Raw genomic sequence first — 26,330 nt, 5'->3', positions numbered from 1 at the left:
GGATGAATCCCATGGTCGATCTTGCCGGCCGGTTCACCGTGGGCGGATGCAGGAGCGTAGATGACATAAAGCCTATTCTCAGTCATCGCCTTGGCAGAGGCGCGTGTAACTTGCCGGAGTCATAACGATCCGACTACATCGGAGAACCGTGTTTCGGTGAGCCGAGTGACAATGCGGCGTTGGCCGGCTACAAATTTTGGGGGGCAACCCGCTCTCTATGTTTCCTGAGCGCTCGCCACCTCATCGACCTGGTGTACGAGGCGCTGTAGCCGGTCCCGTCTTCGACGTCGACGCCTTCACTTGTCCGCGCCGTGGGGGCCGGCTGCGGATCATCGTCACCGTACAGGACCCTGGCGGTCGTGCGCACGACGCCGGGATCCCGCAGACATGGCCGTGATATTTTTCCGGTGCTCGTCGAACAGAACGCCAAAACGTGCTACCCTCCCCCCACCAATTCCACCCATCCGACGGAGGGACCTATGGGCACAAGACGTTCGCTGCGGTTCGTGGCTTGGCTGTTCACGCTGGTAGCAGGCGTCGGAATCGGGACGGCAATCGGCCAGCAGAGCCCCCCGGTCGACACCAAGGGAGTTGATGCGCAAGTCGTGAGTACCGTCGATCTGGCTCCTGACATGTCGGGCTATCAGTTGCGGTTGCGGAAGCTCACCATCGAACCCGGCGGCGTGGCCGGGATCCACAGCCACAAGGACCGGCCCGCCTTCGCCTACATCCTCGAAGGCACGCTGACGGAAGGGAGAGAAGGCGGCTACGTGAAGCAGTACAAGGCGGGTGACGTCCTTACGGAAGCGCGCACCGTCACTCACTGGGCCGAGAACAAGACCTCCAGCAAGGTCGTGCTCGTCGGCGTGGATATCATCAAGAACCCATAGCTAGATCGGGCGGTGCTCTGCGTGCCGTGCAGGACCCGGTGGTCGTGGGCACGATCCTCGCCCACCGGGGCTGCTCGCTCTCCCCCGAGCCGTCCGGCTCGGTCCCGCCCGCCCCCACCGGGATCAGCTGACTCGCACCTCGGCCCTCCCCCCCCGCTCGAGCAGCTCCACGTAGGCGGAGAGCTCCGTCGCCGGCCGCGCGTCGCCGCCGTCCTGGCGCGAGCGGAAGATGCGCTCGTAGTTGGCCATGCCGTAGCCGGCCGGTCGTTCGGCCCGCGACGCGCCCGGTGCAGCCGTCAGGGGCCGCGCGCTTCGGGACGCTGCACTCCATGTCGATCACGCGCACCAGCATTTCCCCCCAGGGGATTCTAACCGAGAGAAGAGGCCTCCAAACGGTGCTATCGTGGCACGGCAATCGCGGTCACCACACGCCGGGAGGATGACGATGCCGTTATTCACGCGCCCTGATGCCGAGATCCACTACGAAGTCCACGGGTCGGGCTATCCGCTGCTGCTCTTTGCGCCGGGCGGCCTGCGCTCGCAGCTCGAGTTCTGGCGTCACAGCCCGGGTAATCCCGATGCCCCGCCGCCGTGGATGAATCCCATGGTCGATCTGGCGGGCCGGTTCACCGTGATCGGCATGGATCAGCGCAACGCGGGCAATTCGCGGGGGGCGGTGACGGCGACCCACGGATGGCACACGTACGCCGGTGATCACCTGGCGTTGATGGATCATCTCGGCCATCGCCGCTTCCATGTCATGGGCGGCTGCATCGGGGGCACCTACTGCCTGACGCTGTGCGAGCTGGCGCCTGAGCGAGTCACCGCCGCGGTGCTCCAGAACCCGATCGGCATGCACGAGAACCGGGACACCTGGGACGATGGTGTGCGCAACTTCGCCAAGACCATGCTGGCGCGCGATCCCACGCTAAGCGAGGACATCATTCAGAAGTTCGGTCACAACATGTTCGGCGGAGAGTTCGTCTTCTCGGTGAGCCGCGAGTTCGTCCGCCGCTGCACCACGCCGCTCCTGCTCCAGCCCGGCACCGACAAGCCGCACCCGGCCGAGACCAGCGCCGAGATCGCCCGCCTGGCCCCCAATCTCGAGATCCAGAAGGACTGGCGCGGCCCGGAGCACCTGGCCGAGTCGATCCGCCGGGTCACCGACTTCCTGACCCGGCACACGCCCAAGACATGAACGACGCCCTAAGCGGCCAGACCGTCGAGCTGCTGCAGCAGATGATCCGTAATCAGTGCGTGAACGACGGCTCTGTCGCATCCGGCCAGGAGGTGCGCACCAGCGACGTGCTGCGCGCTTATCTCGAGGGCAGCGGCCTCGACATCGAGGTCTACGAGCCCGACGGAGCGCCGGGCCGCACCAGTCTCGTCGCCCGCATCGAGGGGACTGATCCGGCCGCGCCCACCCTCTGCCTGATGGGGCACACCGACGTCGTGCCCGTGACGCCCGCGACCTGGACGCGCGATCCCTTCGGGGGCGAGCTGGTGAACGGCGAGGTGTGGGGTCGCGGCGCGGTCGACATGCTGAACCTCACCGCCTCCCAGGCCGTCGCGCTGAAGGCGCTGGCCCGGCGCGGGTGGCGGCCCCGGGGCACGCTGGTCTACCTGGCGTGCGCCGACGAGGAGGCCGGCGGCGCGCTCGGCGCCGGGCACGTGTGCAAGCGGCACTGGGATGCGCTCCGGGCGGATTACCTGTTGACCGAGAATGGCGGGACCGTCAGCTCGCACGGCGACCAGCTGAACGTGACTGTGCACGTCGGCGAGAAGGGCGTGGCCTGGCGCCGGCTGCGCGTCAAGGGCACGCCGGGACACGGCTCGATGCCGTACGGCGCGGACAACGCGCTCGTCAAGGCCGCGCACGTGGTCAGCCGCCTGGCGGACTACCGGCCGGCGCCGTACGTGGATGATCTCTGGACCGCCTTCGTCGCCTCGCTCAGCCTCGACCCGGCTGTGAAGGCCGCCCTGGTCGATCCCTCTCGCGTGGACGAGACCATCGCCAAGCTCTCCCCGGCCATGGCCAAGTTCGCGTGGTCGGCCACGCACACGACTTTCTCGCCGAATATGTGCCGCGCCGGCGTGAAGACCAACGTCATCCCCGACATCGTCGACATCGAGGTGGACATCCGGACTATCCCAGGCGACAACGAGGACGAGGTGCGCCGGCACATCGACAAGGCCCTCGGCGACCTGTCGGAAGAGGTGGCCGTCGAGAAGCTCTTCTCCAAGCAGGCGTCCGTGTCGCCCACGGGGACACCGCTCTGGGACGTGCTGGGTCGAGTTGTCGACGGGCACTACCAGGGCGCGAAGCTCTTGCCGCGCATGATCGTCGGGTTCACGGACGCGCCCTACTTCCGCGAGCATGGCGCTGTCGCCTACGGCTTCGGCCTGTTCTCGCGGACCCTGACGGCGGAGGCGATGTCCAGCCGTTTCCACGGCAACGACGAGCGTGTCGATGTGGAATCGCTGGCCCTCACCACCCAGGCCTGGCTCGACACCTGCGAGCTGTTCCTCGGGTAGTCCCTGACGCCCAGACGCCAAAGGGAGCCACTTCGATAGCCGGTCCTCGAAAGCTAGCCGCTCATGCGGCCCTTGACGACGCCCCGGTCCCGGGGGCAGGATCGCCGCAGGAGTCGGATCGGAGCCGGGCGGTCTCGGCTCCAGGGAGGGCTCCGGGGCCGGCGGCTCGACGACGCTGGGGTCTTTCAGGGGGTCCTGGATGCCCTCTGCATGGGGCCGCGTGATGCGAACTGGCGTTAATGTTTCCTATGGGCCAACCCAGAGGAGAGACGACTCATGAAGACCATCAGTCGGCGGACCTTCCTCAAGACCTCGGGCCTGCTCGGCGCGTCGGCGGTGCTTGCCGACGGTCTGCGCGCCCCCGCCCACGCGGACAAGCCGATCAGCTTCTCGGGGTGGGTGTTCAAGCCCGACACGGTCAAGGACTACGTCAACTACTACAACCAGAAGTTCCATGGCCAGGTGAACTACGAGGCCATCCCGTGGGCGCAGTACCACCCGACCATGGAGACCCGCGCGCTGGCGGGCGAAGTCGTCGACGTCATGTACTGCAATCACAATAACCGGGAGCGCTGGTACGAGAACGGCCTGATCCGGGCCGTCGACGATCTACCCGGGGCAGACGAGCTCAAGAAGAAGATGACCCCAGCGAATCTCGACAGCCTCAAGAACAAGGACGGCACCAAGCTCCTCGGCCTGCCGTACTTCACCAGTCTCTTCATCCTGATCTACAACGAGCCCATGCTCCAGCAGGCGGGCATCAAGGCCCCCGCGAAGAGCTGGGACGAGCTGGTCGAACACTGCACGAAGCTCAAGAAGGACAAGGTCAGCGACACGCCCTTCTTGCCCAACTGGAACAATAGTCCGTCCGGAACCATGCCGCAGTTCATGAGCGACTGCTTCTCGGAGGGCGCCCAGGTCTTCGACGCGAAGAACCGGGTCATCGTCGACCAGGAGCCGGGGGCGGCGCGGGCCATGGAGCGCTGGCAGAAGCTCTACAAGGCGGAGCTCGTGAATCCCGAAGTGCTGACCAAGACCTCGTCGACGGATACCCACCGGCTCTTCTGGACAGGTCGGTACGCCTATCACACGAATCACTCCTACTACCTCAAGACCATCGCCGGGGAGCCTGAGAACTCGAAGCTCGCCCCGAAGAAAGCCAAGATGGCGATGTACCCCGGCAATGGCAGCAGCTACATGTGGACCGACTCCTACGTGGTGAACGCCAAGACCAAGGTGCTCGAGGACGCGTGGAAGCTCACGCGGTTCCTCGGCGGCAACCTGCACGGCGACTGGTACGTCCAGCGCCAGTGGTGCCTGATCTCGGGGCTCGATAACCCATACCCCGAGATGTACGACCATGCCGAGATCATCCAGTCCTACGACCGATGGATAGACCTCAAGCTCCTCCGCGAGCAGTACAAGAAGGGCAAGGTCATCGCGGCCTACAAGGAGCCGTGGTACGGGGAATACGATACGAAAGCCGTGGCCACGGTCCAAAACATCATCCGCGGCGTCACCACCGTTCCCAAGGGCCTGAAGGACCTCACGGCGCTCCAGAAGTCTCTCGCGTAGGGAATCTCTCAGGCGCCGGGCGGTCCTCTGATTCCCTCTCCCCCATCGGGGGAGAGGGTAAAGTGAGGGGCCCGACTGGCGCGGACTCCCATCCCGTGACCACCGAGCCGAATCGCTCGACTATCCCGCACCGGATCCCGAGCCAGACCATGGCGCCCGGGCTCCACCTGCCATCGATCCGTCTCTCGGAGCGATGGTTCGCCTTTCTCCTCGTCCTGCCCGCGCTCCTCGGAATCTTCCTCGTCGTCTTGTTCCCGCTCCTGTACTCGCTGTGGCTCTCCTTCACCGACGTCAACCTGCTCCGGACCACCGGCCCGGCCATTGAGCTCTTCGGGGTCCGCGTGCCGCTCTTCCGCTGGATCGGGCTTCAGAACTACGTCAAGATCCTCCACGATCCGCTCTACTGGAGCTCGCTCTGGCGCACCCTCTACTTCGTCGGGGCCTTCGTGCTCGAGGCCACCGTCATCGGCATGGGCATGGCGCTGGTGCTGCAGGAGCGGTTCACCGGGCGTCCGCTCATGCGGAGCCTTCTCCTTGTTCCTTGGTCTCTCTCTCGTGTCGTCGTCGGGCTCCTCTGGGTCGGCATCCTCGACTTCGAATTCGGAGCGCTGAATGGTCTGCTCTCGAACCTCGGTCTGATCGACGGCTCTATCTCTTTCTTCAAGGACGGCTTCAGCGCCCTCAATGTCCTCGTCTCGGTCTACATGTGGAACCAGGCCCCCTTTGCCACCCTGCTCTTCCTGGCGGGCATGCAATCCGTCCAGGAGGATCTGTACAGCGCGGCGGAGGTGGACGGGGCGGGGTACTGGCAGCGCTTCCGCTACGTCACCCTGCCTGCGCTCCGGCCCATCGTGTTCCTGGTCCTGGTCCTGGCCACGGTGAACGGGTTCCTGATGCTCGACCTGATCTACGTGCTGACCATGGGCGGCCCCGGACACGACACGACGACCGTCTCGTGGCTCGGCTTCCAGACGACGTTCACGTTCTTCAAGTTCGGTCCGGGCACCGCCATCCTGTATACGCTGACCGCCCTCTGCCTGCTCCTCACCTTCGTCTACCAGCGGCTGCTCCTCGCCCGCTTCGAACCGGAGAGCTGACGGGATGGCGACGACAGCATCCGTGGCCCGCGGATACCGGGGCGGGAGTTATCGAAGGCGCTCCGCGGGCAGCCGGCTCGTGCTGTATGGGCTGATCCTGGCGGTGGCCGTCTGGCTCATCGGCCCCTTCGTCTGGCTCTTCGTCACCAGCATCTCCTACCAGCGCAACCTCATGGCCCGGCCTCTGTCCTTCATTCCGCCCGAGGTGACGCTGGACAACTACAAGATGATCTTCGGGCTGGTCCGGTTCCATGCCGAAGGTCAGGCCGCCAAGATCCTGCCCTCCATGCTGAACAGCCTGGTCGTGGCCTCACTCGTCACCGCGCTCAACTTGGTGATCGGCACCACGGCGGGCTATGCCTATGCCCGCTACCGATTCCCGCTGAAGACGCTCTCGCTCTTCGCGCTCCTCTTCACGCGGATGCTGCCGACCGTGGTCTTGATCCCGGCGTTCTTCCTGATGCTGCGGGCCCTGGGCCTCCAGAACACGCTGACCGGGCTCATCGTGGCCTATTGCTCCTTCACGCTGCCCTTTACCGTGTGGATCATGAAGGCCTACTTCGAGACGGTGCCGGCCGAGCTCGACAAGAGCGCCCTGGTCGACGGCTGCAATCGCCTCCAGGCCTACCTGTACGTAGTGCTGCCCGTGTCGGGCCCGGGTCTCGTGGCGGGAGGCGCCTTCACCTTCATGCTGTGCTGGAACGAGTTCATCGTCGCCCAGGTGCTGAACACCAAGCCGGGGACGACGACACTCCCGCCGGTCATCGCGGGGATGAACGGGCAGATCAATATCGACTACTCGGTGATCGCCGCCTCCGGCTTCCTGGGCGCGCTCCCCGCCGTGCTCCTCGTCCTCTTCTTCCAGAAGTATCTGGTGGAGGGCCTGACCGCCGGCTCGGTCAAGGGCTAGCTCCGAGCCGACGGTCCGCAACACCGCATCGGCTGCTTGGCGCCGGTGGTGGCCTTGATGCTCCCCAGATGCTCGTTGACGTGGTTGATCAGGATTCCCTCGATGACCTGAGCAGACGTCATGGGTGGCCCGGCCAAGACCTTGAGCTGCGCCGCCCGCGGCACTTCCCTAGTCGAGATCAACCCCGAAGGTCAGGCAGGTCGATGTCGGTGATTGCGGGCCCCCGCAATGACCGAACACGACCAGCATTGACCCGTTCAGGTCTCAAGTGGTTCTTGAACGGCGGGACGGCGTGCGCCACGTCCTTGTCGCTCACTCCGCTCGGCGGGCCGAAGACTGCTGAGCTTTCTGAGCGGGAGCATTAGAGTTCCTAATTCGAACGAGCAAGTCAGGTGGAGCCAGGGCAGATGGTGTACCTTGACGGCCAGGAGATCGACACATGAGCAGGCTGCCGAAGCTCGTGAGAAGCTGGTTGCTGTTGGGCGTGCTGCTGGCCGGCGTGCTCGTAGGAGTCAGCGTGACCACAGCCCTGGAGGTCGGGGAGAAGGCGCCGGACTTTACGCTCCCCGGCACGACGGGGGAGAAGATCAGCCTGAGCCAGTTCCGCGGCAACAAGCTGGTTCTTATCGAGTTCTACGTCGGCGAGTCCCCAACGTGAGCGGCGAACCTGTCGACCAGGAAGGTCGACTATGGCAGGTTCCGGGATTTAAACGTCCAGATTCTCGGGATCAGCGCTGACCACACCTTCGCACAACAGACGTTCGCGGAGTCGCTTCAGCTCCCGTACCCGCTCCTCAGCGACTCTCCGGACCTCCAGGTTATCCGGAATTACGGCGTCCTTTGGCCCGACCAGATTGGCCCCTTGAAGGACAGCGGTGTGGTGGTCGAGCATCGACCGAATACGGCTGCACGGCGGGCGTTCTTCCTGGTGGATCAGCAGGGGATCGTCCGGGGGAAGTGGTTGATCGCGAACAACGCCATTTTCCCCAGCGAGGACATACTCAAGGTTGCGCGCGCGATGACTGGGAAGCAGTAGGACGCACCGTCCAAGAACGAACACTGACACTTTCGCGGGGGAGGATGCCGACATGGTGCACTTCGTGAGCCGAACGTTTGGGGTCGTGCTGCTGGCAACGGTACTGGGACTGACCGTGGTCGCCGTCGGTCCAGGGCCGGCGAGGGCGGTGGAGGTGGGCGAGCCGGCGCCCGCCTTCACGCTGGCGAGCACCACTGGATCCGACATCTCGCTGAGCGACTTTCGGGGGAAGAAGTGGGTTCTCCTCGAGTTCTACGGCGCCGACTTCGTTCCGACGTGAGCGGCGAACCTGTTGGCCAGGAAGGCCAGCTATAAGAGCTTCGAAGACCTGGGCATCCAGAACCTCGCCGCCAGCGCTAACCTGACCTTCTCGCAGCAGACGTTCGCCGAATCGCTGAAGCTGCCGTACCCGCTGCTCAGCGACTTCCCCGACCGGAAGCTCATGCGCAGTTACGGGGTCTTCAATGAGAAAAATATGTTGGCGCACAGGTCGCTTTTTCTGATTGATCCGCAGGGCATCATCCGCAAGAAGTGGATCATCGAGAACGGCGGGACGACGGTTGTGTATAGCGACACCCTCCTGCGGGATATCCGAGAGGTGCTCGCCAAGCGCTGACCATGACGCCGAGTCGCCCGGCGGCGATGGACGCATGGCCGCCCGCCTGGCTCACCGCCCGGGCAGGGCTGCTCGCGTTCGGGCTGCTCATTGCTGTCCTGGCCGGTGCCGCGAGCGCCGACGAGCCGGCGCTGGGATCTCTTCTCAAGACCCTCGACCTCCGTGGCTATACCTCCCGCACGGCGCCTCCCCAGTTCAGTGGCAGCACGCTCGACGCCCGGCAACTGTCGATGACGGAGTACCGAGGGACGGTCATTGTTCTGACCTTCTGGGCGAGCTGGTGTCTCGAATGTCGGGTAGAGATGCCCGCGCTGGAGCGGCTCCAGCGCGAGTTCTCGTCGCGGGGACTCGCCATCATCGGGGTCAATACCCGGGAGAGCAAGGAGGCTGTCAGGCGCTATGCCAAGGAGCTGGGCCTGACGTTCCCACTCGTGCTTGATCGGGACGGCAAGATCAATGCCCTGTACGGTGTCATTGGGCTTCCGACGACGTTCGTCGTCGGCCGGGATGGACGCGCCATCGCCTTGGCCATCGGACCTCGCCAGTGGGAGAGTGCGCCGGCCCGCGCGCTTATCGCGGCGCTGCTGGCCGAGCCGGCCCCAGGTCCGGCCCCCCGATGACGGCAGGCCGCGGCGTTCTGCTTGTGCTCGGAATCGTGCTCACGCTCGCAGGGCCGATGGCGCGCGCGACCGACGCGCAAGCGCCTCGCCTGGTCAAGATCGGAGCACTGACGGAGTCATGGGGACCGACGCCGGCCATCGTCGGGCTCCGCGACGGCCTTCAGGATCTTGGATACCGCGAGAACGAGACCTTCGTGATCGGAGTGCGCTTCACACAGGGCAACGTCGCCGAGCTACCCGAGGCAGCCCGTGCCCTCGTCCGCCGCGGGGTGGATATCATTGTCGCGAGTGGAGGAGGCAATGAGGCGAAGGCCGCCCAGATGGCGACGAATCGGATCCCGATCGTCTTCGTGGGCGGGAGCGACCCGGTAGGAGCAGGACTGGTGACGAGCTTCGCGCGCCCCGGTGGAAACATCACTGGGATCGCCGAGCTCGAGCTCGTGCCGAAGCGAATGGAGATCTTTCGCGAGCTCATCCCGGGCCTGAAACGCGTTCTCTTGGTCTACGACGCGACAAACGCACTCGCTGTCTCGAGACTGGAGGTGTACCGCGACGCCGCGCGCCGCCTCGGCCTCACGCTCGTGGAAAAACCGGTGCGGACCGAAGAGGAGGCCCGAGCGGCGATCACCGGGGTCCGGAAGGGTGAGGTGGACGGAATATTCTCGCCCCGGCACCTCTCGTTGAACATCCCCGGTCTTATTCTGGAGATCGCGCCCAGGCGGGCGATCCCAACGATGTTCGACGAATCGTTCTATGTGGAGCGGACCGGACTGGCCAGCTATTCTGCGAGCAATTATGAGTTGGGCCGCCAGGCTGCCCGCCTGGTGGACAAGATTCTCAAAGGGACGAAGCCGGCCGATCTGCCTGTTGAACAGCCGACGACGTTCGAGCTGGTCATCAACCTCAAGACCGCCAAGACGCTCGGCCTTACGATTTCACAATCATTGCTGCTGCGGGCGGATCGACTCATTCCATGATCGATTGCGTTCCTCTCCGCGCTCGTGGGCGCGACCCCGGCCGGTGTGAAAGGTGCCGCGGATCGGACTCTTGCACGTGGCGTCCGACCATGCCCATCGCCCGAAGATGAACAGGATCGCACCTGGGGTGACGTGCATGATGGTTGCCTTCGCGTCCACCGTAGGTTTCGGCGCGGAGCAGGCCGTCCGAGCCGACAATGGTGCCGAGATGGTGCTGGTTCCGGCAGGCGAGTTCTGGATGGGGAGCGACGACGGTAACGACGACGAGAAGCCCCGCCATCGCGTCGATCTTGATGCCTACTACATCGATAGGTACGAGATCACCAACGGGCTCTACCAGCGCTTCATGGAGGCCACCAATCGTGCGGTGCCACGGTTCTGGAGCGACAGCCACCTCAATGGTGCCTCCCAGCCGGTCGTGGGCGTGAGCTGGCACGACGCTGAGGCGTATTGTCGATGGGTCGGGAAGCGGTTGCCGACGGAGGCTGAGTGGGAAAAGGCCGCGCGCGGCGACGATGGACGGACGTATCCGTGGGGTGAGCAGTGGGACTCCAGCCGGGCGAACTCGAAAGAGAGCCAGCGGAACAAGCCTGCGCCGGTCGGCTCGTACCCGAGCGGGGTGAGCCCATACGGAGCTTACGATATGGCGGGCAACGTGTGGGAGTGGGTCGCCGACTGGTACGCGAAGGACTATTACGAACGCAGCCCCCGGCGGAACCCGCGGGGCCCGGAGACCGGACCGTGGAAGGTCCTCCGTGGAGGGTCCTGGGGCTACCTGCCGTCTCTCCTGCGGACGACGAGCCGCCTCAGTATTATGCCGGACCTCCGGAACACCGTGATCGGGTTCCGTTGTGCGAACGGAATATCGTAGTGGAGCGCTCCGAGCGAATCCGGATGGCGCGGTCAACGCGGTGTACGGAGTGGTCGGCCTCCCGGAGATGTTCCCCGTGGCCCGGAATGGTCGCGCCATCGCGTTCGCTATCGGCTGTGACACGGGCCCCCAGGGCCGCCGTGTCGGAGAACAGGCGCTATGTTACTTACGCGCATGATAGTCGCGCGTGCCCGAGATGGGGGCAGGCGTTGACACAATAGATGGCGTCGTCAGGTAGAAGGTGCGCTGAGTCATGGATCGGATCGGCGGACCTCAGGCCGGCTTGATGTGGTCGCGCCCTTCCCAGGTCAGCAGATTGCCGGGGAAATCCAGTCCGATTCCCATATTCCCGAGTTATTCCCACATCAATGTCCAGCGAACTCTCAGACACCGAAGGCTGCGAGAGAGCATTGGCCTCGGCGTTGAGCCTCTCAGATGAGGTCAACCTCGAAGATCAGGCAGTTCGATTTCGGTGATTGCGGACTCCCGCAACCAGCGAAAACCCCCGAGATCAAACAGATCTCGGGGGTTTGGTGTGTCTCGTGGACCGATGTAGATTCGTCAGGTCTGGAGGTCACCCACCGCCGCGGACAGGGCCTCGAGCTCGGCGCGCCAGGACGCCGGCGGAGTTACGGGACGCACGACGAACTTGGAGAAGCCGACTCCGATGAAGCGTTCGAGGAGCTGACGCAGAGCCGGCAATCCCACCGGCGTGAGCTCGAGGGCTCGGGGACGGCGGGCGGTCATCATGCGCGCGGTAGCCGGATCGATGGGCTCGCGAGCGTACCCGATGCTCACGCCGAAGTGCTCGCCACTGATCGAGCGTCCGGCCTTGGCCGCCGCTTCGTCGATCACCACGCGTCCCGCGGCCGCCTCTTCGGGCGTGCACAGCGACGGCAGCCAGCCGTCGGACAATCGCCCGCAGCGTTCAAGCGCGGCGGGCACCGTGCCGCCCAGCCAGACTTCGAGCGGCTGCTGCACCGGCAGCGGCGAGAGCTTGACGTCGCGGAAGCTGCCGGCGGGGCCGTCGTGGCTCACCGTCTCGCCCGCCCACAGACGCCGTAAGAGCGGCAGCGCCTCGTCGATGAACGCGCCGCGGCGCTTGGGCTCGACGCCGATGGCCTCGCGCTCCGGCGCGTACGTGAGTCCGGGAACCAGCGTCACCAGCAGCCGCCCCCTGCACAGGACGTCGAGGCTCGCGAGCTGCTTGGCGAGACGCAGCACGTTGCGCCCCGGCAAGAGCATCGTGGTCCCGAGCTTCACCCGCGGATTGCTCGCCGCCGCCCAGGCGAGGCCCACGACGGGGTCGATCACCGGCCCGGTCAGCACCTCCGAGAGCCAGAGCGAGTCGAACCCGAGATCATCGATCGCCGTGACGAGCTCGGCCAGCGCCTCCGGCGTCGAGGATGCTCCCGCGGCCCCCACCCCAATGCGGATCTTCATGGAGCGATTCTAGCGCAGTTTGACGTCTCCCATCCGTTCTGGCACGATCGCCCGACGATGCGAGACGATTCGACCGCGCCAAGCTACCGCTGGGTCATCGTCTCGACCCTGTCCGTGACCGAGACGATCTCGTGGGGCATCCTCTACTACGCCTTCGGCATCCTCCTGGCCCCGATGGAGCAGGAGATGGGCTTGTCGCGCGCCGAGAGCACGGCGGCCTTCTCCATCGCGCTGCTCGTGTCCGCTATCTTCGCCGTCCCCGTCGGGCGGTGGGTCGATCGCGGCGGCGCCCGCCTCATGATGACGCTCGGCTCGTGCGCGGGCGTCGCGCTCCTGGTGGCCTGGGCGCGCGTCGAGAGCCTGCCGGCCCTGTACCTCATCTGGGCGGCCGTCGGCGTGACGATGGCGGCCGTGCTGTACGAGCCGGCGTTCGCCGTCCTCGCCAAGTGGTTCGTGCACGATCGCGAGCGTGGCTTCACCATCCTGACGCTCGCGGCCGGCCTCGCCAGCACGATCTTCAATCCCATCGCGAGCTTGCTGGCCGCCTCGCTCGGATGGCGGCAGGCGGTGCTGGTGCTGGCGGCCATCCTCGGAGTAACGACGATCCCGATGCACGCCTTCCTGCTGCGCGGCGGCCCGGTTGACGAGGGCCTACCCGCGCGCGCGGCCACCGCTGGGCGTGGAGACGGCAAGTCGCCTGACCTCAACGCCCGGGCGGCGCTCCGGACTGCCACCTTCTGGTTCCTGGCGCTCGCATTCCTGATCCAATCGTTCGCGCACGCGGGCATCAGCCTGCACTCCGTCCCCATGCTGATCGAGTGGGGCTACAAGCCGACCTTCGCGGCGACCGTGATCGGCCTGGTAGGCGCGATGCAGGTCGTCGGCCGGCTGGTGTTCGCGCCGCTGCGCACGCGTCTGTCGGCGCGCGCGGTGACGATGATGATCCTCGCGTGCCAGAGCCTGGCCTTCCTCATCTTGTGGGGCGTGCCGGGCATCGTCGGTCTCTTCGCCTTCGTGATCTGCTTCGGAATCAGCAACGGCATGGCCACCCTCGTGCGGGCGTCGATCGTCGCCGAGCTGTGGGGCCGCACCCACTACGGCGCCATCGCGGGCGCGCTGTCGGTGGCGTCCACGCTGGCCCGCGCCGTCGCGCCGCTGAGCATCGGCCTCGCCTACCTGGCGTGGGGAGGCTACCGGCCGATTCTCATCGGGCTGGCGATCCTATCCGCGCTGGCCGTGCTGTCGGCCGGCCGGGCGCTCAGCGTCAAGGTCTCCGCGCCCTCGAAGCCAGCCTGATCGACCGTTCTCTTATCGCTTGCCGTGTTACGCTCCCCCGAGGTGAGCATGCCGAACCTCTTCGAGGAATGACCCCCGCTGAACGGGCCGTGCTGGCGACCTCCCAGGCACGCGACCTATGTCTGTCGCTTCACCGGGCGTTCGTCGGCCCGCGGGCTCTCGAATGCCTCCGCGCGGATCAGGCTGTCCTGCTGACGCCGGCGGAGCTGCGGGTAGCGCTCGGTCTGGCGTGGGCCGCGCGGGACCTCACCTTGGTGCGCGCTGCGCTCACGAGCCTCTCGGCCGGCCGCATCGCTGCCGATCCCGCCCTGTCGGCATTCCGCGACGTCACGCGATGACGACAGACGTCCTTGTTGCGGTTTGCGGAGCGGGGGCAGGTCTTAGCGGGACGGCGATCTATCGTTCTTGCCAGCGGGTGTGCCAAATCCCTTGACAGTGTATTCCATCGGAGTAATATTCACCCTATGGAGTTGGAAGTCGAGTACACGGACCAGTTCAACACCTGGTGGGAAGGACTCACCGAGGCGGAGCAGGAAGACATTGACGCGGTCGTACGTGTGCTCGAACAGCGCGGCTCCGCGCTTCGTCGTCCTCACGTGGGGATGATCGACGGCTCGCGGCACGCCAACATGAAGGAGTTGATCGTGCAGCACGCGGTGCGACCGTACCGTATCCTGTTCGCTTTCGACCCGCGCCGCCAGGAGGATCGATGATGGCCAAGCCGTTTCGAACGCTGCGTGAGAAGATGTCACCTCAGGCGCAGCAGCGCGCCGCCGAGAAGGCCGACGCCCTGATCCGCGACATGCCACTCGACGAGCTGCGTTCGGCTCGCAAGCTGACACAGGAGCAGCTCGCGAAGGCGCTCGGAGTCGAACAGGCTGCAGTGTCGCGGATGGAGCGCCGCACCGACATGTATGTCAGTACGTTGCAAACCGCAATCAGGGCGATGGGTGGCGACCTGGAGATCCGTGCGGTATTCCCAGAGGGCACAGTCCGGATCGACCAGTTCCGGGACATCGAGCGCTCAGCGACACGAGGGCCGAAACGGAGGCGTTCCTAGCTGATCTCGTGGTGCCGCCCGATCAGTACCCCGCGGCGTCCGGCGCCTGGCGCGGCGCCTGCACGAGGAATACAAGATTCCCGTCTACGTCCTCGTCGACAACGACCCCTTGGGCTACTACATCTACTCGGTCGTCAAGCAGGGATCGATCAACCTCGCGTTCGAGAGCGAGCGGATGGCCATTCCGAAGGCCAAGTTCATCGGCCTCTCGAGCGCCGATCCCGACGCCTACGGCCTCCCGCGCAACGTCGGCATCAAGCTCAACGACAAGGACATCAGCCGGGCCAAGGAGCTGCTCAAGTACCGCTGGTTTCAGAAGAAGCCCTGGCAGGAAGAGATCAAGCGGATGCTCGCGAGCGGGGTCAAGTACGAGCTCGACGCCCTCGCCAACAAGGACTTCCGCTACCTGACCACGACCTACCTGCCCCGAGAGCTCAAAGAGGAAGACTGGTTGGACTAGCGCCGGGATCCAGTTCGTGTCGTGGCAGTCGACGGGCATTCCGCCGGGACAATAGCGGGTCGCTCGTGCCGCTATTGTCCTGCTCGATCGCCGTCATGCCGGAGGCTCGTGTCGGTCATTCGCTGGGAAAGTTCTGTAGCTCCTATCCGCCGCGAACTACAACCCCGCAGGCTACGCGAGCGCCGCTGTTCCCGGCCGGATCGGTGCGCATGTCGTCCGGGCCTTCGTGCACGACCAGGGCACTTCCATTGGCACCGACCAGGGAGGTCGGTCCCGATTCGACGGTCACTCGAGAATTGGTGACCTCGAGATGGCCCCGGCCCGTGGCGTCCACGGTGATGTTGGGGAGATCGCCCGCGTGAGGCCCTTTCGGGTTCGCTGAGCCGTGCTCGGCCTTGCTCGGGTTGAAGTGAGGCCCGGCGGACTCGAACGACGGCGGATCGCATCGCCCCACTGCGTGGATGTGGACGGCCTTGGTTCCGGGCTTGAAATCCTTAAGATCGAGCAGAATACGGACGCCGTCGCTTTCCTGCAGGAGCACGGCGCTCCCTACCACGCGGCCGGTGGCATCCCTGAGAGTCACGCCGGCAGCGGGAGGCGGCGAGGTCACGCCAGGGATATAGGGCAGGCTGCACGAGGTCAGGGCAAACGTGAGCGCGATGGTCCACGCGGCGCGCCCAACTCTTCCTTCCTCGGAGATCCGGTCCACTCGCATGGGGGTCCGGTCAGACCAGCCGAGGGCGATCGCCCTCGACGATGATCCGCCAAAGCACCCGGCTCTGGCTGCGGTCGTAGTCGCCGTGAGCGCGATGCATCGTCGCGCGGTCGTCGATGACCAACAGGTCGCCCTTGCGCCAGACGTGGTGATAGACGATCTCCGGCCGGATCATCCGGTCGAGCAGCGCGCTCATGTAGGTCCGGCTCGCCTCGGGCGTCATGCCGCTGATGTGGGTGGCCTTGGAAATGTGGAAGTACACCGCCCTCGATCCGTGTACGGGATGCGTGCGCACCATCGGATGCTCGATGGACCGGCCGTACTTGTCCCGATCCTCCTGGCGCGTGTCGGGGTGCCCGTCCAGCCCGTTGAACGTCGTCAGCGACTCGAGGCGCCGGCGCTCGTCCTCGGGCAGGGCGAGATAGGCCGCGCGCATGCTCGCCACGCTGGTGCCGCCGCCGGCAGATGGGATCTCGACCCCGTACAGGATGGTGGCGGCCGGTGGACACTCGCGGTTGGTGTGGTCGGTGTGCCACTTCTCAGCGGGCTGCTGGCCGTTGCGATGCCAGATCAGCCCGATCAGGGGGAAGTCGGGCATGTTGTGCTGCGAATAGTGCTGCTCCATCGGCGGCCCGAACGCGGAAGCGGCCGCGAGATACTGGGCCGGCGTCAGGGCCTGGCCGCGAAACACGAGCGCCAGGTGGTCGGCCAGCGCGCGGGACAGCTCGTGCCGGGTCGGCTCGGCGATCGGCACGCTGAGGTCGACGCCGGCGACCTCGGCGCCCAGCGAGGGATGGAGCGGGGTGATCCGTAGGTGTGCCATGGCGCGTCCTCCACGCGGTCTCACATCGGCCCAGCCGGCCAGGCCCCGAAGGTACCGCAGATCGAGAGAATCTTGTAGCATCCTGCACCTACTTAAGGGTTGACGGTGGCCCGGCCGTCAGGACGGTTGTTGCGGCCCGTCGGTGCAGGACGTCGATCGCCCAACCCAGATTCAGGCGTTCCCCGAGCCAGCCAGCACACCCCGTCCGCGCTTTGAGACGAAGGCCCTGCGAGTCCTGACACGCCCGGAGAGCCCTGACGGGATCACCGGGCACGGCAGCAGGCGGCGGCACCTCAGGCAGCGGGCGGCCGTCCGGCCGCCGGAATCGAAGAGTCCCGTCGGGACCGCGAGCGACCTGGTAGCCCTCCTCGTGCACCGCCCGGTGATGCCGGCGGCAGAGGAGCGCGAGGTTCGAGAGCGTCGTCGAGCCACCTTGCGCCCAGTGGCGGAGATGATGCCCCTGGCCATTGCTCACGCCGCAGCCGGGGAAACGGCAGCCGCGGTCCCGATGGTGGAGCACTCGCCACCACCCGGCTCGCGTCGCACGCCAGGCGCCGGAATGCGCGGGATGCCGACTTTTGGTGTATCAACCCGCATACATTGACGCATGCCGGAGATCCCGGATAACATCGGAGTCACTCAACGCCATGAAGCAAGCGGAGCGTCCCGGTCTGCATCGGTGGTCCCGCCACGAGTACGGGCAATTGATCGATCACGGCCTCCTCGACGAGGACGACTCGGTCGAGCTGCTCGACGGCTTGCTGCTCGTCAAGGAGCCCCAGCACAGCCCGCGCCGGACGGCGGTCCTTCTGACCGCGAAGGCGCTGGAGCGCGGATTTGGAGAGGGCTGGTTCGTTCAGACTCAGAGTCCGATCATTCTCGACGACCGGTCCGAGCCCGAGCCGGATGTCTGCGTCGTTCGGGGCTCGCCGCGCGACTACGCCGCCGCGCATCCGACTCGCCCGGCGCTCATCGTCGAGGTCGCGCAGTCGGGCTTGCCCCTCGCCCGCGGCCGAAAAGCCGCGGCATATGCCCGCGCGGGAATCGCGGACTACTGGATACTCAATCTCAGCGACCGGGTCCTGGAAGTCTATCGCGAGCCGGCGCGCCCTGGCCCGGCACGGCGGAACTGGGGCTACTTGGCGATCGAAACGCTGGGCGCCGACGCCACCGTCACGCCGCTCGCCGCGCTGGCGGCGGCCATCAGCGTCGCCGATCTCCTGCCGTAAGAGATGCCAACCCGCAATCGGAGAACTCGCCGACCACCCTGGGTGTGGCGGATCATTCGGGCCCGACCGAGACTATTCACATCTTCCGTGGTTGGCATGGCGGCCATCGGGGCGCTCATCGCACTGACCAATTGGAGACCGGTGATGCGTGGCCTGGTCGGCTGGGACATCGGCATCGGGCTCTACGTAGTACTCGCCATCGAGATGATGGCGCGGGCCGATGTGCACCAGATTCGCCGCCGCGCCGCGGCCCAGGACGAGGGAGCGATCGTCATCCTGGTCCTGACTGTCGCCACGGCGCTGGCGAGCCTCCTTGCCATAGTCGCGTTGCTCGGTACATCCGCGGTCGGTGCGGCACAGCGGCAGTCGATAGATCTCGTCCTCGCGATCATCACGATTGGGCTGTCTTGGGCTCTCATCCACACGATGTTCGCGCTGCACTATGCCCACGAGTTTTATGATCAGAGCGGTGTCCCTGGGCTGGCGTTCCCCGGGGGTGAGAAAGAGCCGGACTACTGGGACTTCGTCTACTTCGCGTTGGTCATAGGTATGACCGCCCAAGTCGCGGACGTGGGCATCACGACCAAGAAGATCCGCCGGACCGTCGCCGCTCACGGTGTCGTATCTTTCTTTTTCAACGTCGCGCTCCTCGCCCTTACGGTGAACATCGCCGCCAGTGCGATGTGAGGCGGCCCCTGACCAAGACCTTCCTGCGCAGGAAGCTCAAAGAGGATGACTGGCTGGACTAGCGCGCCGCGTTCTCGCTACCGCACGACCAGGACGACTGATCCGGCCAGGAGCACCCCCATGGCGATATTGAACGTCCGCCGGGCGCGGTCGGTGCGCAGGAATCGCTGCGTGGTGGCGCCGAAGGCGAGCCACACGAAGCAACAGGGCAGGGACGCCAGGATGAACAAGGCGCCGAACGCCATAGCCTGCGCGAGGGCGCTGCCGGACCCGGCGTTGAGGTAGGCGCCCGCGGCACTGGCGCAGACCAGCCAGGACTTCGGGTTGATCCACTGGAACGCCGCCGCGCCGATAAAGCCGACCGGCTTTTTCCCGGCTGCCGCGCCGCCGCGACCCGCTGTCGCGATCTTCCAGGCCAGCCACAGCAGAAAGGCGGCGCCAATCCAGTTGAGCGCCCGCAACACTGTGTGATTGGTGAGGACAACGCTGCCCAGCCCGAACGCCACGACGAACATCATCAACCCCATGCCGATGGTGACCCCGAGCAGGCAGGGCAGCCCGCGCACGACGCCGACATTGGCGCCCGTAGCCGTCAGCAGGAGGTTGCTCGGCCCCGGCGTGCCCGCGGCGGCAACCGCAAAGAGGAGGAACGCGACTTCCTGTTCCGATGTCATGATGTCGGAATGCTACGGGGATCCGACTGGGCCGGTCTTGAACGATCGTGCGGGATAAGGCGGTCGGACTGGATACACAGCCGCGACCTCTCGGACGGCGTGCAGCTGCTCCAGGCCTGGTTCGGCGGACGTGGCTTCGACACGCATCGCCATGACACCTATGCCATCGGCCTGACCGACGCCGGCGTGCAGGCCTTCGACTATCGCGGCGTGGCCCAAATTAGCACGCCCGGCAAGGTCGTCGTGCTGCACCCCGACGAGACGCACGACGGCCGCGCCGGCTCGCCGGACGGCTTCGGCTATCGCATCGTCTACGTCGCGCCGGCGCTCATCCACGAGGCCGCTCGCGCCATCTGCGGGCGTCCCTGCGCACTGCCCTTCGTGCGCGAACCGGTGACCGTGAACCAGACCCTGGCGTCCACGATCGAGGCGGCGTTCCGGCTCGGCCCGGAGCCGTTGGCGACCGACGACCTGATCCTCAGTCTGGCCGAGGCGCTCCTCGACGCCGATCCGTCGTGCCGTGGGGGTGCCAGGCCGATCCACCTCGACGGCAGCGCGGTCGCACGAGCACGAAAGTTCCTCGGCGCGGAGACGACCCGCGTGATCCGGTCGTCCGAGCTGGAGGAGGTCACGGGGCTGACGCGATACGACCTCGCTCGGCAGTTCCGCTCGGCATTCGGCACCAGCCCATATCGCTATTCCCTGATGCGGCGTCTCGACCGGGCACGGGCGCAGCTGCGCCGGAACCGATCGCTGGCCGACGTGGCGCTCGCCGCCGGCTTCGCCGACCAGGCGCATCTCTCGCGGATGTTCAAGCACGCCTTCGGCGTCACCCCGGCGCGCTACCGCGCGCTAGAAGCTAACCGCCCGCCGGTCCGGGGGCGCTGCGAGACGCCGTGAGCGACGCGCCCCTCGGCTCCGAGCACAAGTGGGCCATCACCTTCTCCGTGATGCTCGTCACGGTCATGCAGGTGCTCGACACCAGCATCACCAACGTCGCGCTCCCCCACATGCAGGGGTCATTCTCCGCCAGCATCGATGAGATGTCGTGGGTCATCACCTCGTACCTGGCCGCCAACGCGGTGGTGATCCCGGCCAGCGGTTGGCTGACGGCTGTTTTCGGTCGGCGTCGATTCTTTCTCATCTGCACGGTCACCTTCACCGCCAGCTCGTTCCTCTCCGGCATCGCGCCCAATCTCGAGTTCCTCATTCTCATGCGCATCTTGCAGGGTCTCGGCGGCGGACCCATCGTCCCCATGGCCCAGGCCGTGATGTGGGAGATCTTCCCGCTCGAGGAGCGGGGCACCGCCATGGCGGTGTGGGGCACCGGCATCATGCTGGCGCCCATCCTCGGCCCGACGGTGGGCGGCCTCATCGTGGACAACTGGTCGTGGCGCTGGATCTTCTACATCAACCTGCCCATCGGCATCCTCGCCTTCATGATGGTCAGCGCGTTCCTGTTCGACGCGCCGTTTCACCGCCGGCCGCGCCGCGTCGACGTGGCCGGCATCGTCCTCATGGTCGTGGGTTTTGGCTGCCTCCAACTCGTCCTCGACCTCGGTGAGCGGAACGACTGGTTCGACTCCACGCTGGTCCTGATGTGCGCGGTGCTCGCCGCGTGCATGCTGGCCGGCTTCGTGGTCCGGGAGCTCATGGCCGCCGAGCCCATCTTGGACCTCACCGTCTTCGGGGACCGCAACTTCGGCCTCGGCACGCTGGCCATCTTCCTGGTGGGTCTGGGATTCAACTCGAGCATGCTCCTCCTGGCGCTCTACACGCAGACGATCCTCGGGTATGACGCGTGGACGGCGGGGCTCACCCTGGCCCCGGGTGGGCTCGGCACCATGATCGCGCTCATGATCTCGGGACGCCTCGTGTCGCGCATGGACCAGCGCCTCATGCTGGCCGGGGGCTGCACGCTGGCCGTGGTGTCTCTCTTCTTCATGACCCGCGTTACTCCCACCATCGATTTCTGGAACCTCGCCTGGCCGCGCTTCGTCCAGGGGTTTTCCCAGGGCTTCATCTTCGTGCCGCTCCAGGCCCTGACCCTCGCCACCATCCCGACGGAGCGGCTGGGCAATTCGACGGCCGCCTACAATGTCGCCCGCAATATCGGCGGAAGCATGGGTGTTGCGCTGGTGACGACGCTCCTGGCGCGACGGAGCCAGGTCCACCAGGCCACGCTGACGAGCCACGTCGACCAGTGGAGCTTCGAGACGGCGGCGCGGCTACGCACGTGGACCGACCACTTCGTGAACCATGGCGCCGACACGTTCACCGCCAATCGGCAGGCCATGGCCATGCTGTACCGCGAGACGGTGACGCAAGCGCACATCCTGTCGTATGCCGATGACTTCTGGCTTCTCCTCGCCGTCTACTCCTCCGTCCTGCTCCTGATCCCCTTCATGCGGCGGATTCGCTCCGGCCAGGGGGCGCGAGGTCGGCGCGGCGCGGAGGAGGGCGAATCGGGCGCGCGCGACCCCGGACTACCCGCCCCGGCCGACTGAGCTCTGGCTAGTCGATCCAGGCGGGACGCGAGGCTGCGGAAGGTTGACGCCGAGTGCTACATGTAACAGACTGAGGCCATGCGCACCGTTGGAGTCCGCGAGGCCCTCCAGAACCTCTCGGCGCTTCTGGACGAGGTCCGGAAGGGGCGCGAGGTCCTCATCACGGAGCGGGGGCGTCCCGTGGCGAGGCTTGTGCCACCCGATCGCGCGCGCGGCAAGGGCGTTCCGAACCTCGCCGCGTTCCGCCGGAAGATGCCGGTCTTCGATCCTCCGCTCTCCACGACCGTTGCCGACGACCGCGCTGATCGTCGCTAGGAGGCGCGTTCCGTCGCGGCTTCTCGAGCGGCGGGCGGCATACCGAGCGGGGCTGCTCGGCCCCCTCTACCCCGCCTGGAGAAGGCTGGCGCCGGCCCCAGACCCCCCGTTTGCACCACTCACACGGCCCTTGACGACGCCCCCGTCTCGGGGCAGGATCATCGCCAGCGTCACCTAGGGGCCATCCACGTCACACATAAGGGGAAAATGCATGGCAAAGCCCGCACAGTCGAAGGCCACTCGTCGTGATTTCCTGAAATATGCCGCCGCCGGGGCCGCAGGCGTTGCCGCGGGGCCCTTCATCTCCCGCAACGCCCAGGCCAAGCCGCTTCAGATCACGTTCGCGCGCGAAAGCTCCTACGTGAAGAACTTCGACGTGCACTTCCAGAACGTGATGGCGCCTGCCTACGAAAAGGCCACCGGCATCAAGATCGAGTACCAGATCCAGGCCGCCGGCGGCAGCGCGGTGCCCCAGCTGGTCTCGATGGTCGAGAACAAGAACGGCGCCGACCTGGCCTGGACTCAGCAGGAGTGGCTCTACCGCGACGCCCTGGTGGACGTGTCCGACATTGCCGAAGAAGTAGGCAAGCAGCAGGGCGGTTGGTACGACGAGATCAAGCGCCTGTCCATCGACAAGGGCAAGTGGAAGTCCGTGCCCCAGGCCAACATCGGCCAGGTGATGAACTACCGGAGGGATTGGTTCGACGAGGTCGGGGCCAATAAATTCCCCGATACCTGGGACGAGTTCCTGGAAGTCGGCACCAAGCTCAAGGCCAAGGGCCATCCGTTCGGGATGTCCATGGGTCACGGCTTTGCCGACAACTACTCCTGGCTCTACCCGCTCCTGTGGTCCTACGGCGTGACGGTCATGGACAAGGACGGCAAGAAGGTCGCGCTCGACAGCAGCGAGACCGCGAAGGCCGTGGAGTACGTGAAAGAGCTGTACAAGAAAGCCTGCATCGAAGACTGCATCGGGTGGCTGGACCCGGCCAACAACAAGGCCTTCCTGACCAGCCAGATCTCATGCACCAACAACGCCTACAGCATCATGGTCTCGGCCAAGCGCGACCTGCCGGAGATGGGCAAGGTGATCGACCACGGCCTCAATCCCAAGGGACCCACCGGCCAGCGCTACCACGCGCTCGTGCCCGTGACGCACGGCGTGTTCGCCTACAGCAAAGACCCGCAGGCAGCCAAGGATTTCATGCGCTGGACCATGGACCCGAAGCAGTTCCGCCCATGGATCGCCTCGGGCGATATGTATTTCGCCCCGTACCTGCACGGCTTCGACAAGGCGCCCGAGTGGGACATCGAGCCGCGCGTCAAGCCGTTCCAGAAGGTGCTGGAGACCGGCAAGCTCACGTCGTGGCCGGCGCCCGCCAACCGCCAGCACGGGGAGGTGATCAACCGCTGGATCGTGATCGACATGTTCACCAAGGCCATCACGGGCACGCCGACCAAGACCGCCATCGCGGAGGCCGTGTCGCAGATCAAGACCATCTACGGGTAGGCATTGAGCAAGATCCTCGAGGCCTCGCGGGCGGGCGCCCTGTCGGCGCCCGCCCACCGGCCGTTCCGGCTCGGCGCGTTCATGGAGCGCGAGTCCGTGTTCTCCTGGCTCATGCTCACGCCGCCCCTGCTGTTCCTGCTGGCCTTCCTCGGCTACCCGTTCATCTACGGCGTGTACCTGAGCTTCTTCCACAAGGAGGTGGCCCGCGCCGCCTCGTTCGTGGGCTTCGGCAATTTCGTCAAACTTTATAACGACCCGATCTTCTGGCAGGCGGTCAGAAACACGATCATCTTCACCGGGGTCGCGACAATTTTCAAGGCCTCCGGCGGGCTCGCCATGGCGCTCGTGATGAACCAGAGCTTCAAGATGAAGTCCGTCACGCGCGCCGCGCTGCTCCTCCCGTTCATCGTGCCCACGGTGCTCAGCACCGTGGCGTGGCAGTGGATCCTCGACCCCGGCATGGGCCTCTTCAACCGCCTGCTGGTGGTGAGCGGGCTCGCGACGACGGGGCCCTCCTGGCTCGGCAACCCGACCATGGCCATGATCTCGATCATCATGGTCAACACGTGGCGCGGCCTGCCGTTCTTCGGCATTTCGATCCTCGCGGGCCTGCAGACCATTCCCGTCGACCTGCACGAGTCGGCGACCATCGACGGCGCCGGCACCTGGGGCCGCTTCCGCTACGTCACGCTGCCGTCGCTCATGCCCGTGATCCTCATCGTCACCGTGTTCTCGATCGTCATCACCTTCTTCGACTTCCAGCTGGTCTACGTGCTCACCGGCGGCGGCCCCGCCAACTCCACGCACCTGATGGCCACCTACGCCTACAGCCTCAGCATGGGCGCGGGGCAGATGGGGCTCGGCTCCGCGGTGGCGCTCAGCATGGTGCCGGTGCTGGGGCTCCTGCTCGTGGCGCTCACCCTCTTCGTGCGCAAGGACTGATCTAGATGGTCGGCGAGCTGACCTGGCAGAAACGGCTCCTGGGTCTCTGGCTGCCGCTGGCGGGGTTCCTGGTGGTGGCGCTCTTCCCGTTCACCTGGATGGCGGCCACGTCGCTCAAGACCAACGCCGAGCTGTACGACCCCAAGGCCATGCCGCTGGCCATCAAGCACCCGTCGCTGGTCCACTACATCGATCTCCTCCGCGAGACCAACTTCCTGGTCTGGGTCGCCAACACGATGCTGGTGGCCGCGATCGCCACCGCCATCTCGCTCCTGCTCGGGGCCATGCTGGCCTACCCGCTCGCGCGCATGCGGTTTCGCGGCGGCGCGCTGCTGGCCATTGCCGTGGCCGTCACCTACCTGATTCCCCAGACACTCCTGTTCGTGCCCATGGCCGATCTCATCGGCCGGATGCACCTGGGCAATACGCTCACCGCCGTCATGCTGACCTATCCGACGCTACTCGTGCCCTTCATCGCGTGGCTCTTGATGGGCTACTTCAAGACGGTGCCGAAGGAATTGGAAGAGCAGGCCATGATCGACGGCGCCAGCCGCTGGCGCGCCATGACAAGGATCATCCTTCCCCTTTGCTTGCCCGGCTTCCTGTCCGCCGGCATCTTCGCCTTCACGCTGTCACAGAACGAGTTCCTCTACGCGCTCCTTTTCCTCAGCAAGTCGAGCGTGCGCACCATACCGATCGGCGTCGTGGGCGAGCTGATCCGCGGCGACGCCTTCTACTGGGGCCAGCTGATGGCCGGCGCGCTCCTGGGCTCTATTCCTGTTGCGCTCATCTATTCGTTCTTCGTGAAGTACTACGTCGCGGGGCTTACCGCTGGGGCCGTCAAGGGCTAACGCGGCAGGAGGGCCCCGGGTCGCTCGGGCGCCGGAGCGGTCTACAATGCCTTCCCTTTTGCAGCTTGCCCCTTCAAGAGAAATGTCTTGGGGAACTCGCCTTCGCCACAGATCTTGAATGATCCGAAGTCCTTATACCAAGGCCCGTCAGGCGCCTCTGGCTCAGTTTCGCGCCACAGTTTGAGCTTGTAGAGATCTTCAGGGGATATCTGGCGATCCGCGACCCGATCGAAGAGATGCTGGCGGAGAACTGGTGGAAGATCGGTCCACCGAATCTTCGGCATCAATCACCGAATGTCATCCGCGCGAGTTCTTCCTTCAGCCGCTGCCGCTCAGCAGAGTCCCTAGATTGAGTAAGTCGATTCACGAGCGAAAAGAAGCGTTCCTTCTCGGCTTCCTTGGACTGAAGGCCGGCCTCGATCAGATCTACGAGTACGCGATTGGCGCTTGTCTTCCGAGTCTTGGCCAAGGCGCGCACCCGCCTGGCAATACCGGTGGGGATTGACACGCTTTGGCGAACAGATCTCTCCATGTCAGCCATGTCGGTCATGCTACATCAGTGTGCACCAGTTTGCACCAACTTGAGCGTGAGAAGGCGGGCGCTCGGTGAAGCCGGCTGGCTGGGCCGCGCGTCCGAGTATGGCAGATTACGTTCTGCGTGAAGACGTCAGCGCCGTGAGTTAGAGTAGCG

At 65.7% G+C, this 26,330-nt stretch carries 30 protein-coding genes and 1 pseudogene; 24 read left to right on the top strand and 7 right to left on the bottom strand.

The annotated features are described in order from the left end of the window. Positions 1-479 precede the first annotated feature (479 nt). Positions 480-890: a cupin domain-containing protein gene (locus tag VGV06_17970; protein ID HEV2057032.1), complete on the top strand. Its 411-nt coding sequence runs from the start codon at positions 480-482 to the stop codon at positions 888-890. A 123-nt stretch (positions 891-1,013) separates the two neighbouring features. On the opposite strand, the gene VGV06_17965 is transcribed toward VGV06_17970, so the two are convergent. Next, on the bottom strand, positions 1,014-1,139 hold the full coding sequence (locus tag VGV06_17965) for a hypothetical protein (GenBank protein HEV2057031.1): 126 nt from the start codon (positions 1,137-1,139) through the stop codon (positions 1,014-1,016). A 196-nt stretch (positions 1,140-1,335) separates the two neighbouring features. Here VGV06_17965 and VGV06_17960 point away from each other — a divergent pair, with 196 nt between their 5' ends. From VGV06_17960 to VGV06_17915, 10 genes are all read left to right on the top strand, one after another. Continuing rightward, a complete protein-coding gene (locus tag VGV06_17960) occupies positions 1,336-2,088 on the top strand; it encodes an alpha/beta fold hydrolase (protein HEV2057030.1) in 753 nt (250 codons plus the stop codon). Further along, positions 2,085-3,425 carry a M20/M25/M40 family metallo-hydrolase gene (locus VGV06_17955; GenBank protein HEV2057029.1) on the top strand — a complete coding sequence of 447 codons (1,341 nt, stop codon included), beginning with the start codon at positions 2,085-2,087 and terminating at the stop codon, positions 3,423-3,425. The genes VGV06_17960 and VGV06_17955 overlap by 4 nt, the downstream gene beginning before the upstream one ends. 276 nt (positions 3,426-3,701) lie before the next feature. Continuing rightward, entirely contained in the window at positions 3,702-5,000 is a 1,299-nt protein-coding gene (locus VGV06_17950; GenBank protein HEV2057028.1) for a substrate-binding domain-containing protein, read from the top strand. A gap of 62 nt (positions 5,001-5,062) precedes the next feature. Then, positions 5,063-6,097, top strand: coding sequence for a sugar ABC transporter permease (locus VGV06_17945; protein HEV2057027.1), 1,035 nt, complete (start codon positions 5,063-5,065; stop codon positions 6,095-6,097). Between the two features lie 79 nt (positions 6,098-6,176). Then, positions 6,177-7,007, top strand: coding sequence for a carbohydrate ABC transporter permease (locus tag VGV06_17940; protein HEV2057026.1), 831 nt, complete (start codon positions 6,177-6,179; stop codon positions 7,005-7,007). A 439-nt stretch (positions 7,008-7,446) separates the two neighbouring features. Then, positions 7,447-8,043 carry a redoxin domain-containing protein gene (locus VGV06_17935; GenBank protein HEV2057025.1) on the top strand — a complete coding sequence of 199 codons (597 nt, stop codon included), beginning with the start codon at positions 7,447-7,449 and terminating at the stop codon, positions 8,041-8,043. 52 nt (positions 8,044-8,095) lie between these two features. Continuing rightward, a complete protein-coding gene (locus VGV06_17930) occupies positions 8,096-8,659 on the top strand; it encodes a redoxin domain-containing protein (GenBank protein HEV2057024.1) in 564 nt (187 codons plus the stop codon). A 2-nt stretch (positions 8,660-8,661) separates the two neighbouring features. Further along, positions 8,662-9,279, top strand: a complete 618-nt coding sequence (locus tag VGV06_17925; protein ID HEV2057023.1) for a TlpA disulfide reductase family protein — start codon at positions 8,662-8,664, stop codon at positions 9,277-9,279. Further along, on the top strand, positions 9,276-10,256 hold the full coding sequence (locus tag VGV06_17920; protein HEV2057022.1) for an ABC transporter substrate-binding protein: 981 nt from the start codon (positions 9,276-9,278) through the stop codon (positions 10,254-10,256). The genes VGV06_17925 and VGV06_17920 overlap by 4 nt, the downstream gene beginning before the upstream one ends. Positions 10,257-10,392: 136 nt before the next feature. Next, positions 10,393-11,127: a formylglycine-generating enzyme family protein gene (locus tag VGV06_17915; GenBank protein ID HEV2057021.1), complete on the top strand. Its 735-nt coding sequence runs from the start codon at positions 10,393-10,395 to the stop codon at positions 11,125-11,127. 561 nt (positions 11,128-11,688) lie between these two features. Here VGV06_17915 and VGV06_17910 read toward each other — a convergent pair. After that, positions 11,689-12,570 (bottom strand): LLM class flavin-dependent oxidoreductase, encoded by an 882-nt coding sequence (locus VGV06_17910; GenBank protein HEV2057020.1) that lies wholly within the window; start codon positions 12,568-12,570, stop codon positions 11,689-11,691. A 57-nt stretch (positions 12,571-12,627) separates the two neighbouring features. Here VGV06_17910 and VGV06_17905 point away from each other — a divergent pair, with 57 nt between their 5' ends. The 5 genes and pseudogenes from VGV06_17905 (at position 12,628) to VGV06_17885 (ending at position 15,386) form a co-directional block, all read left to right on the top strand. Further along, positions 12,628-13,866, top strand: coding sequence for an MFS transporter (locus VGV06_17905; GenBank protein HEV2057019.1), 1,239 nt, complete (start codon positions 12,628-12,630; stop codon positions 13,864-13,866). A 68-nt stretch (positions 13,867-13,934) separates the two neighbouring features. After that, on the top strand, positions 13,935-14,204 hold the full coding sequence (locus tag VGV06_17900; protein ID HEV2057018.1) for a hypothetical protein: 270 nt from the start codon (positions 13,935-13,937) through the stop codon (positions 14,202-14,204). 126 nt (positions 14,205-14,330) lie between these two features. Continuing rightward, positions 14,331-14,579: a type II toxin-antitoxin system RelE/ParE family toxin gene (locus VGV06_17895; protein ID HEV2057017.1), complete on the top strand. Its 249-nt coding sequence runs from the start codon at positions 14,331-14,333 to the stop codon at positions 14,577-14,579. After that, positions 14,579-14,926 (top strand): helix-turn-helix transcriptional regulator, encoded by a 348-nt coding sequence (locus VGV06_17890; protein ID HEV2057016.1) that lies wholly within the window; start codon positions 14,579-14,581, stop codon positions 14,924-14,926. Before VGV06_17895 ends, VGV06_17890 begins: the two co-directional genes overlap by 1 nt. Positions 14,927-14,969: 43 nt before the next feature. Further along, positions 14,970-15,386: pseudogene (locus VGV06_17885) on the top strand (DNA topoisomerase VI). Positions 15,387-15,528: 142 nt separating this feature from the next. On the opposite strand, the gene VGV06_17880 reads toward VGV06_17885, so the two are convergent. From VGV06_17880 to VGV06_17870, 3 genes are all read right to left on the bottom strand, one after another. Continuing rightward, on the bottom strand, positions 15,529-16,101 hold the full coding sequence (locus VGV06_17880) for a superoxide dismutase family protein (GenBank protein HEV2057015.1): 573 nt from the start codon (positions 16,099-16,101) through the stop codon (positions 15,529-15,531). 10 nt (positions 16,102-16,111) lie between these two features. Beyond that, a complete protein-coding gene (locus tag VGV06_17875) occupies positions 16,112-16,924 on the bottom strand; it encodes a TauD/TfdA family dioxygenase (GenBank protein HEV2057014.1) in 813 nt (270 codons plus the stop codon). Between the two features lie 88 nt (positions 16,925-17,012). Beyond that, entirely contained in the window at positions 17,013-17,444 is a 432-nt protein-coding gene (locus VGV06_17870) for an HNH endonuclease signature motif containing protein (protein ID HEV2057013.1), read from the bottom strand. Between the two features lie 127 nt (positions 17,445-17,571). Here VGV06_17870 and VGV06_17865 point away from each other — a divergent pair, with 127 nt between their 5' ends. Both VGV06_17865 and VGV06_17860 read left to right on the top strand, forming a co-directional pair. Next, the gene (locus tag VGV06_17865) at positions 17,572-18,153 is read left to right on the top strand and encodes a Uma2 family endonuclease (protein HEV2057012.1); all 582 of its coding nucleotides are present in this window, start codon (positions 17,572-17,574) and stop codon (positions 18,151-18,153) included. A gap of 144 nt (positions 18,154-18,297) precedes the next feature. Continuing rightward, positions 18,298-18,840, top strand: coding sequence for a DUF1345 domain-containing protein (locus tag VGV06_17860; protein HEV2057011.1), 543 nt, complete (start codon positions 18,298-18,300; stop codon positions 18,838-18,840). A 77-nt stretch (positions 18,841-18,917) separates the two neighbouring features. Here the strand turns inward: VGV06_17860 and VGV06_17855 are convergent, their stop codons facing one another. Then, a complete protein-coding gene (locus VGV06_17855; protein HEV2057010.1) occupies positions 18,918-19,514 on the bottom strand; it encodes a LysE family translocator in 597 nt (198 codons plus the stop codon). Between the two features lie 99 nt (positions 19,515-19,613). Between VGV06_17855 and VGV06_17850 the strand changes: the two genes are divergently transcribed. From VGV06_17850 to VGV06_17825, 6 genes are all read left to right on the top strand, one after another. Beyond that, entirely contained in the window at positions 19,614-20,414 is an 801-nt protein-coding gene (locus VGV06_17850) for an AraC family transcriptional regulator (GenBank protein ID HEV2057009.1), read from the top strand. Further along, positions 20,411-22,021, top strand: a complete 1,611-nt coding sequence (locus VGV06_17845) for a DHA2 family efflux MFS transporter permease subunit (GenBank protein ID HEV2057008.1) — start codon at positions 20,411-20,413, stop codon at positions 22,019-22,021. The genes VGV06_17850 and VGV06_17845 overlap by 4 nt, the downstream gene beginning before the upstream one ends. Before the next feature lie 78 nt (positions 22,022-22,099). Then, complete coding sequence (locus tag VGV06_17840) at positions 22,100-22,336, top strand: type II toxin-antitoxin system prevent-host-death family antitoxin (GenBank protein HEV2057007.1); 237 nt, start codon at positions 22,100-22,102, stop codon at positions 22,334-22,336. 211 nt (positions 22,337-22,547) lie between these two features. Continuing rightward, entirely contained in the window at positions 22,548-23,846 is a 1,299-nt protein-coding gene (locus tag VGV06_17835; GenBank protein ID HEV2057006.1) for an extracellular solute-binding protein, read from the top strand. A gap of 3 nt (positions 23,847-23,849) precedes the next feature. Further along, positions 23,850-24,788: a sugar ABC transporter permease gene (locus VGV06_17830; GenBank protein HEV2057005.1), complete on the top strand. Its 939-nt coding sequence runs from the start codon at positions 23,850-23,852 to the stop codon at positions 24,786-24,788. Positions 24,789-24,793: 5 nt separating this feature from the next. Then, positions 24,794-25,639, top strand: coding sequence for a carbohydrate ABC transporter permease (locus tag VGV06_17825; GenBank protein ID HEV2057004.1), 846 nt, complete (start codon positions 24,794-24,796; stop codon positions 25,637-25,639). A 283-nt stretch (positions 25,640-25,922) separates the two neighbouring features. Here VGV06_17825 and VGV06_17820 read toward each other — a convergent pair whose 3' ends face one another. Next, positions 25,923-26,180 carry a hypothetical protein gene (locus tag VGV06_17820; GenBank protein HEV2057003.1) on the bottom strand — a complete coding sequence of 86 codons (258 nt, stop codon included), beginning with the start codon at positions 26,178-26,180 and terminating at the stop codon, positions 25,923-25,925. Positions 26,181-26,330: the final 150 nt, after the last annotated feature.

It is taken from the genome of Candidatus Methylomirabilota bacterium (assembly GCA_035936835.1).
Taxonomy (GTDB): domain Bacteria; phylum Methylomirabilota; class Methylomirabilia; order Rokubacteriales; family CSP1-6; genus AR37.
This window is presented reverse-complemented; position numbering and strand designations above follow the sequence as displayed.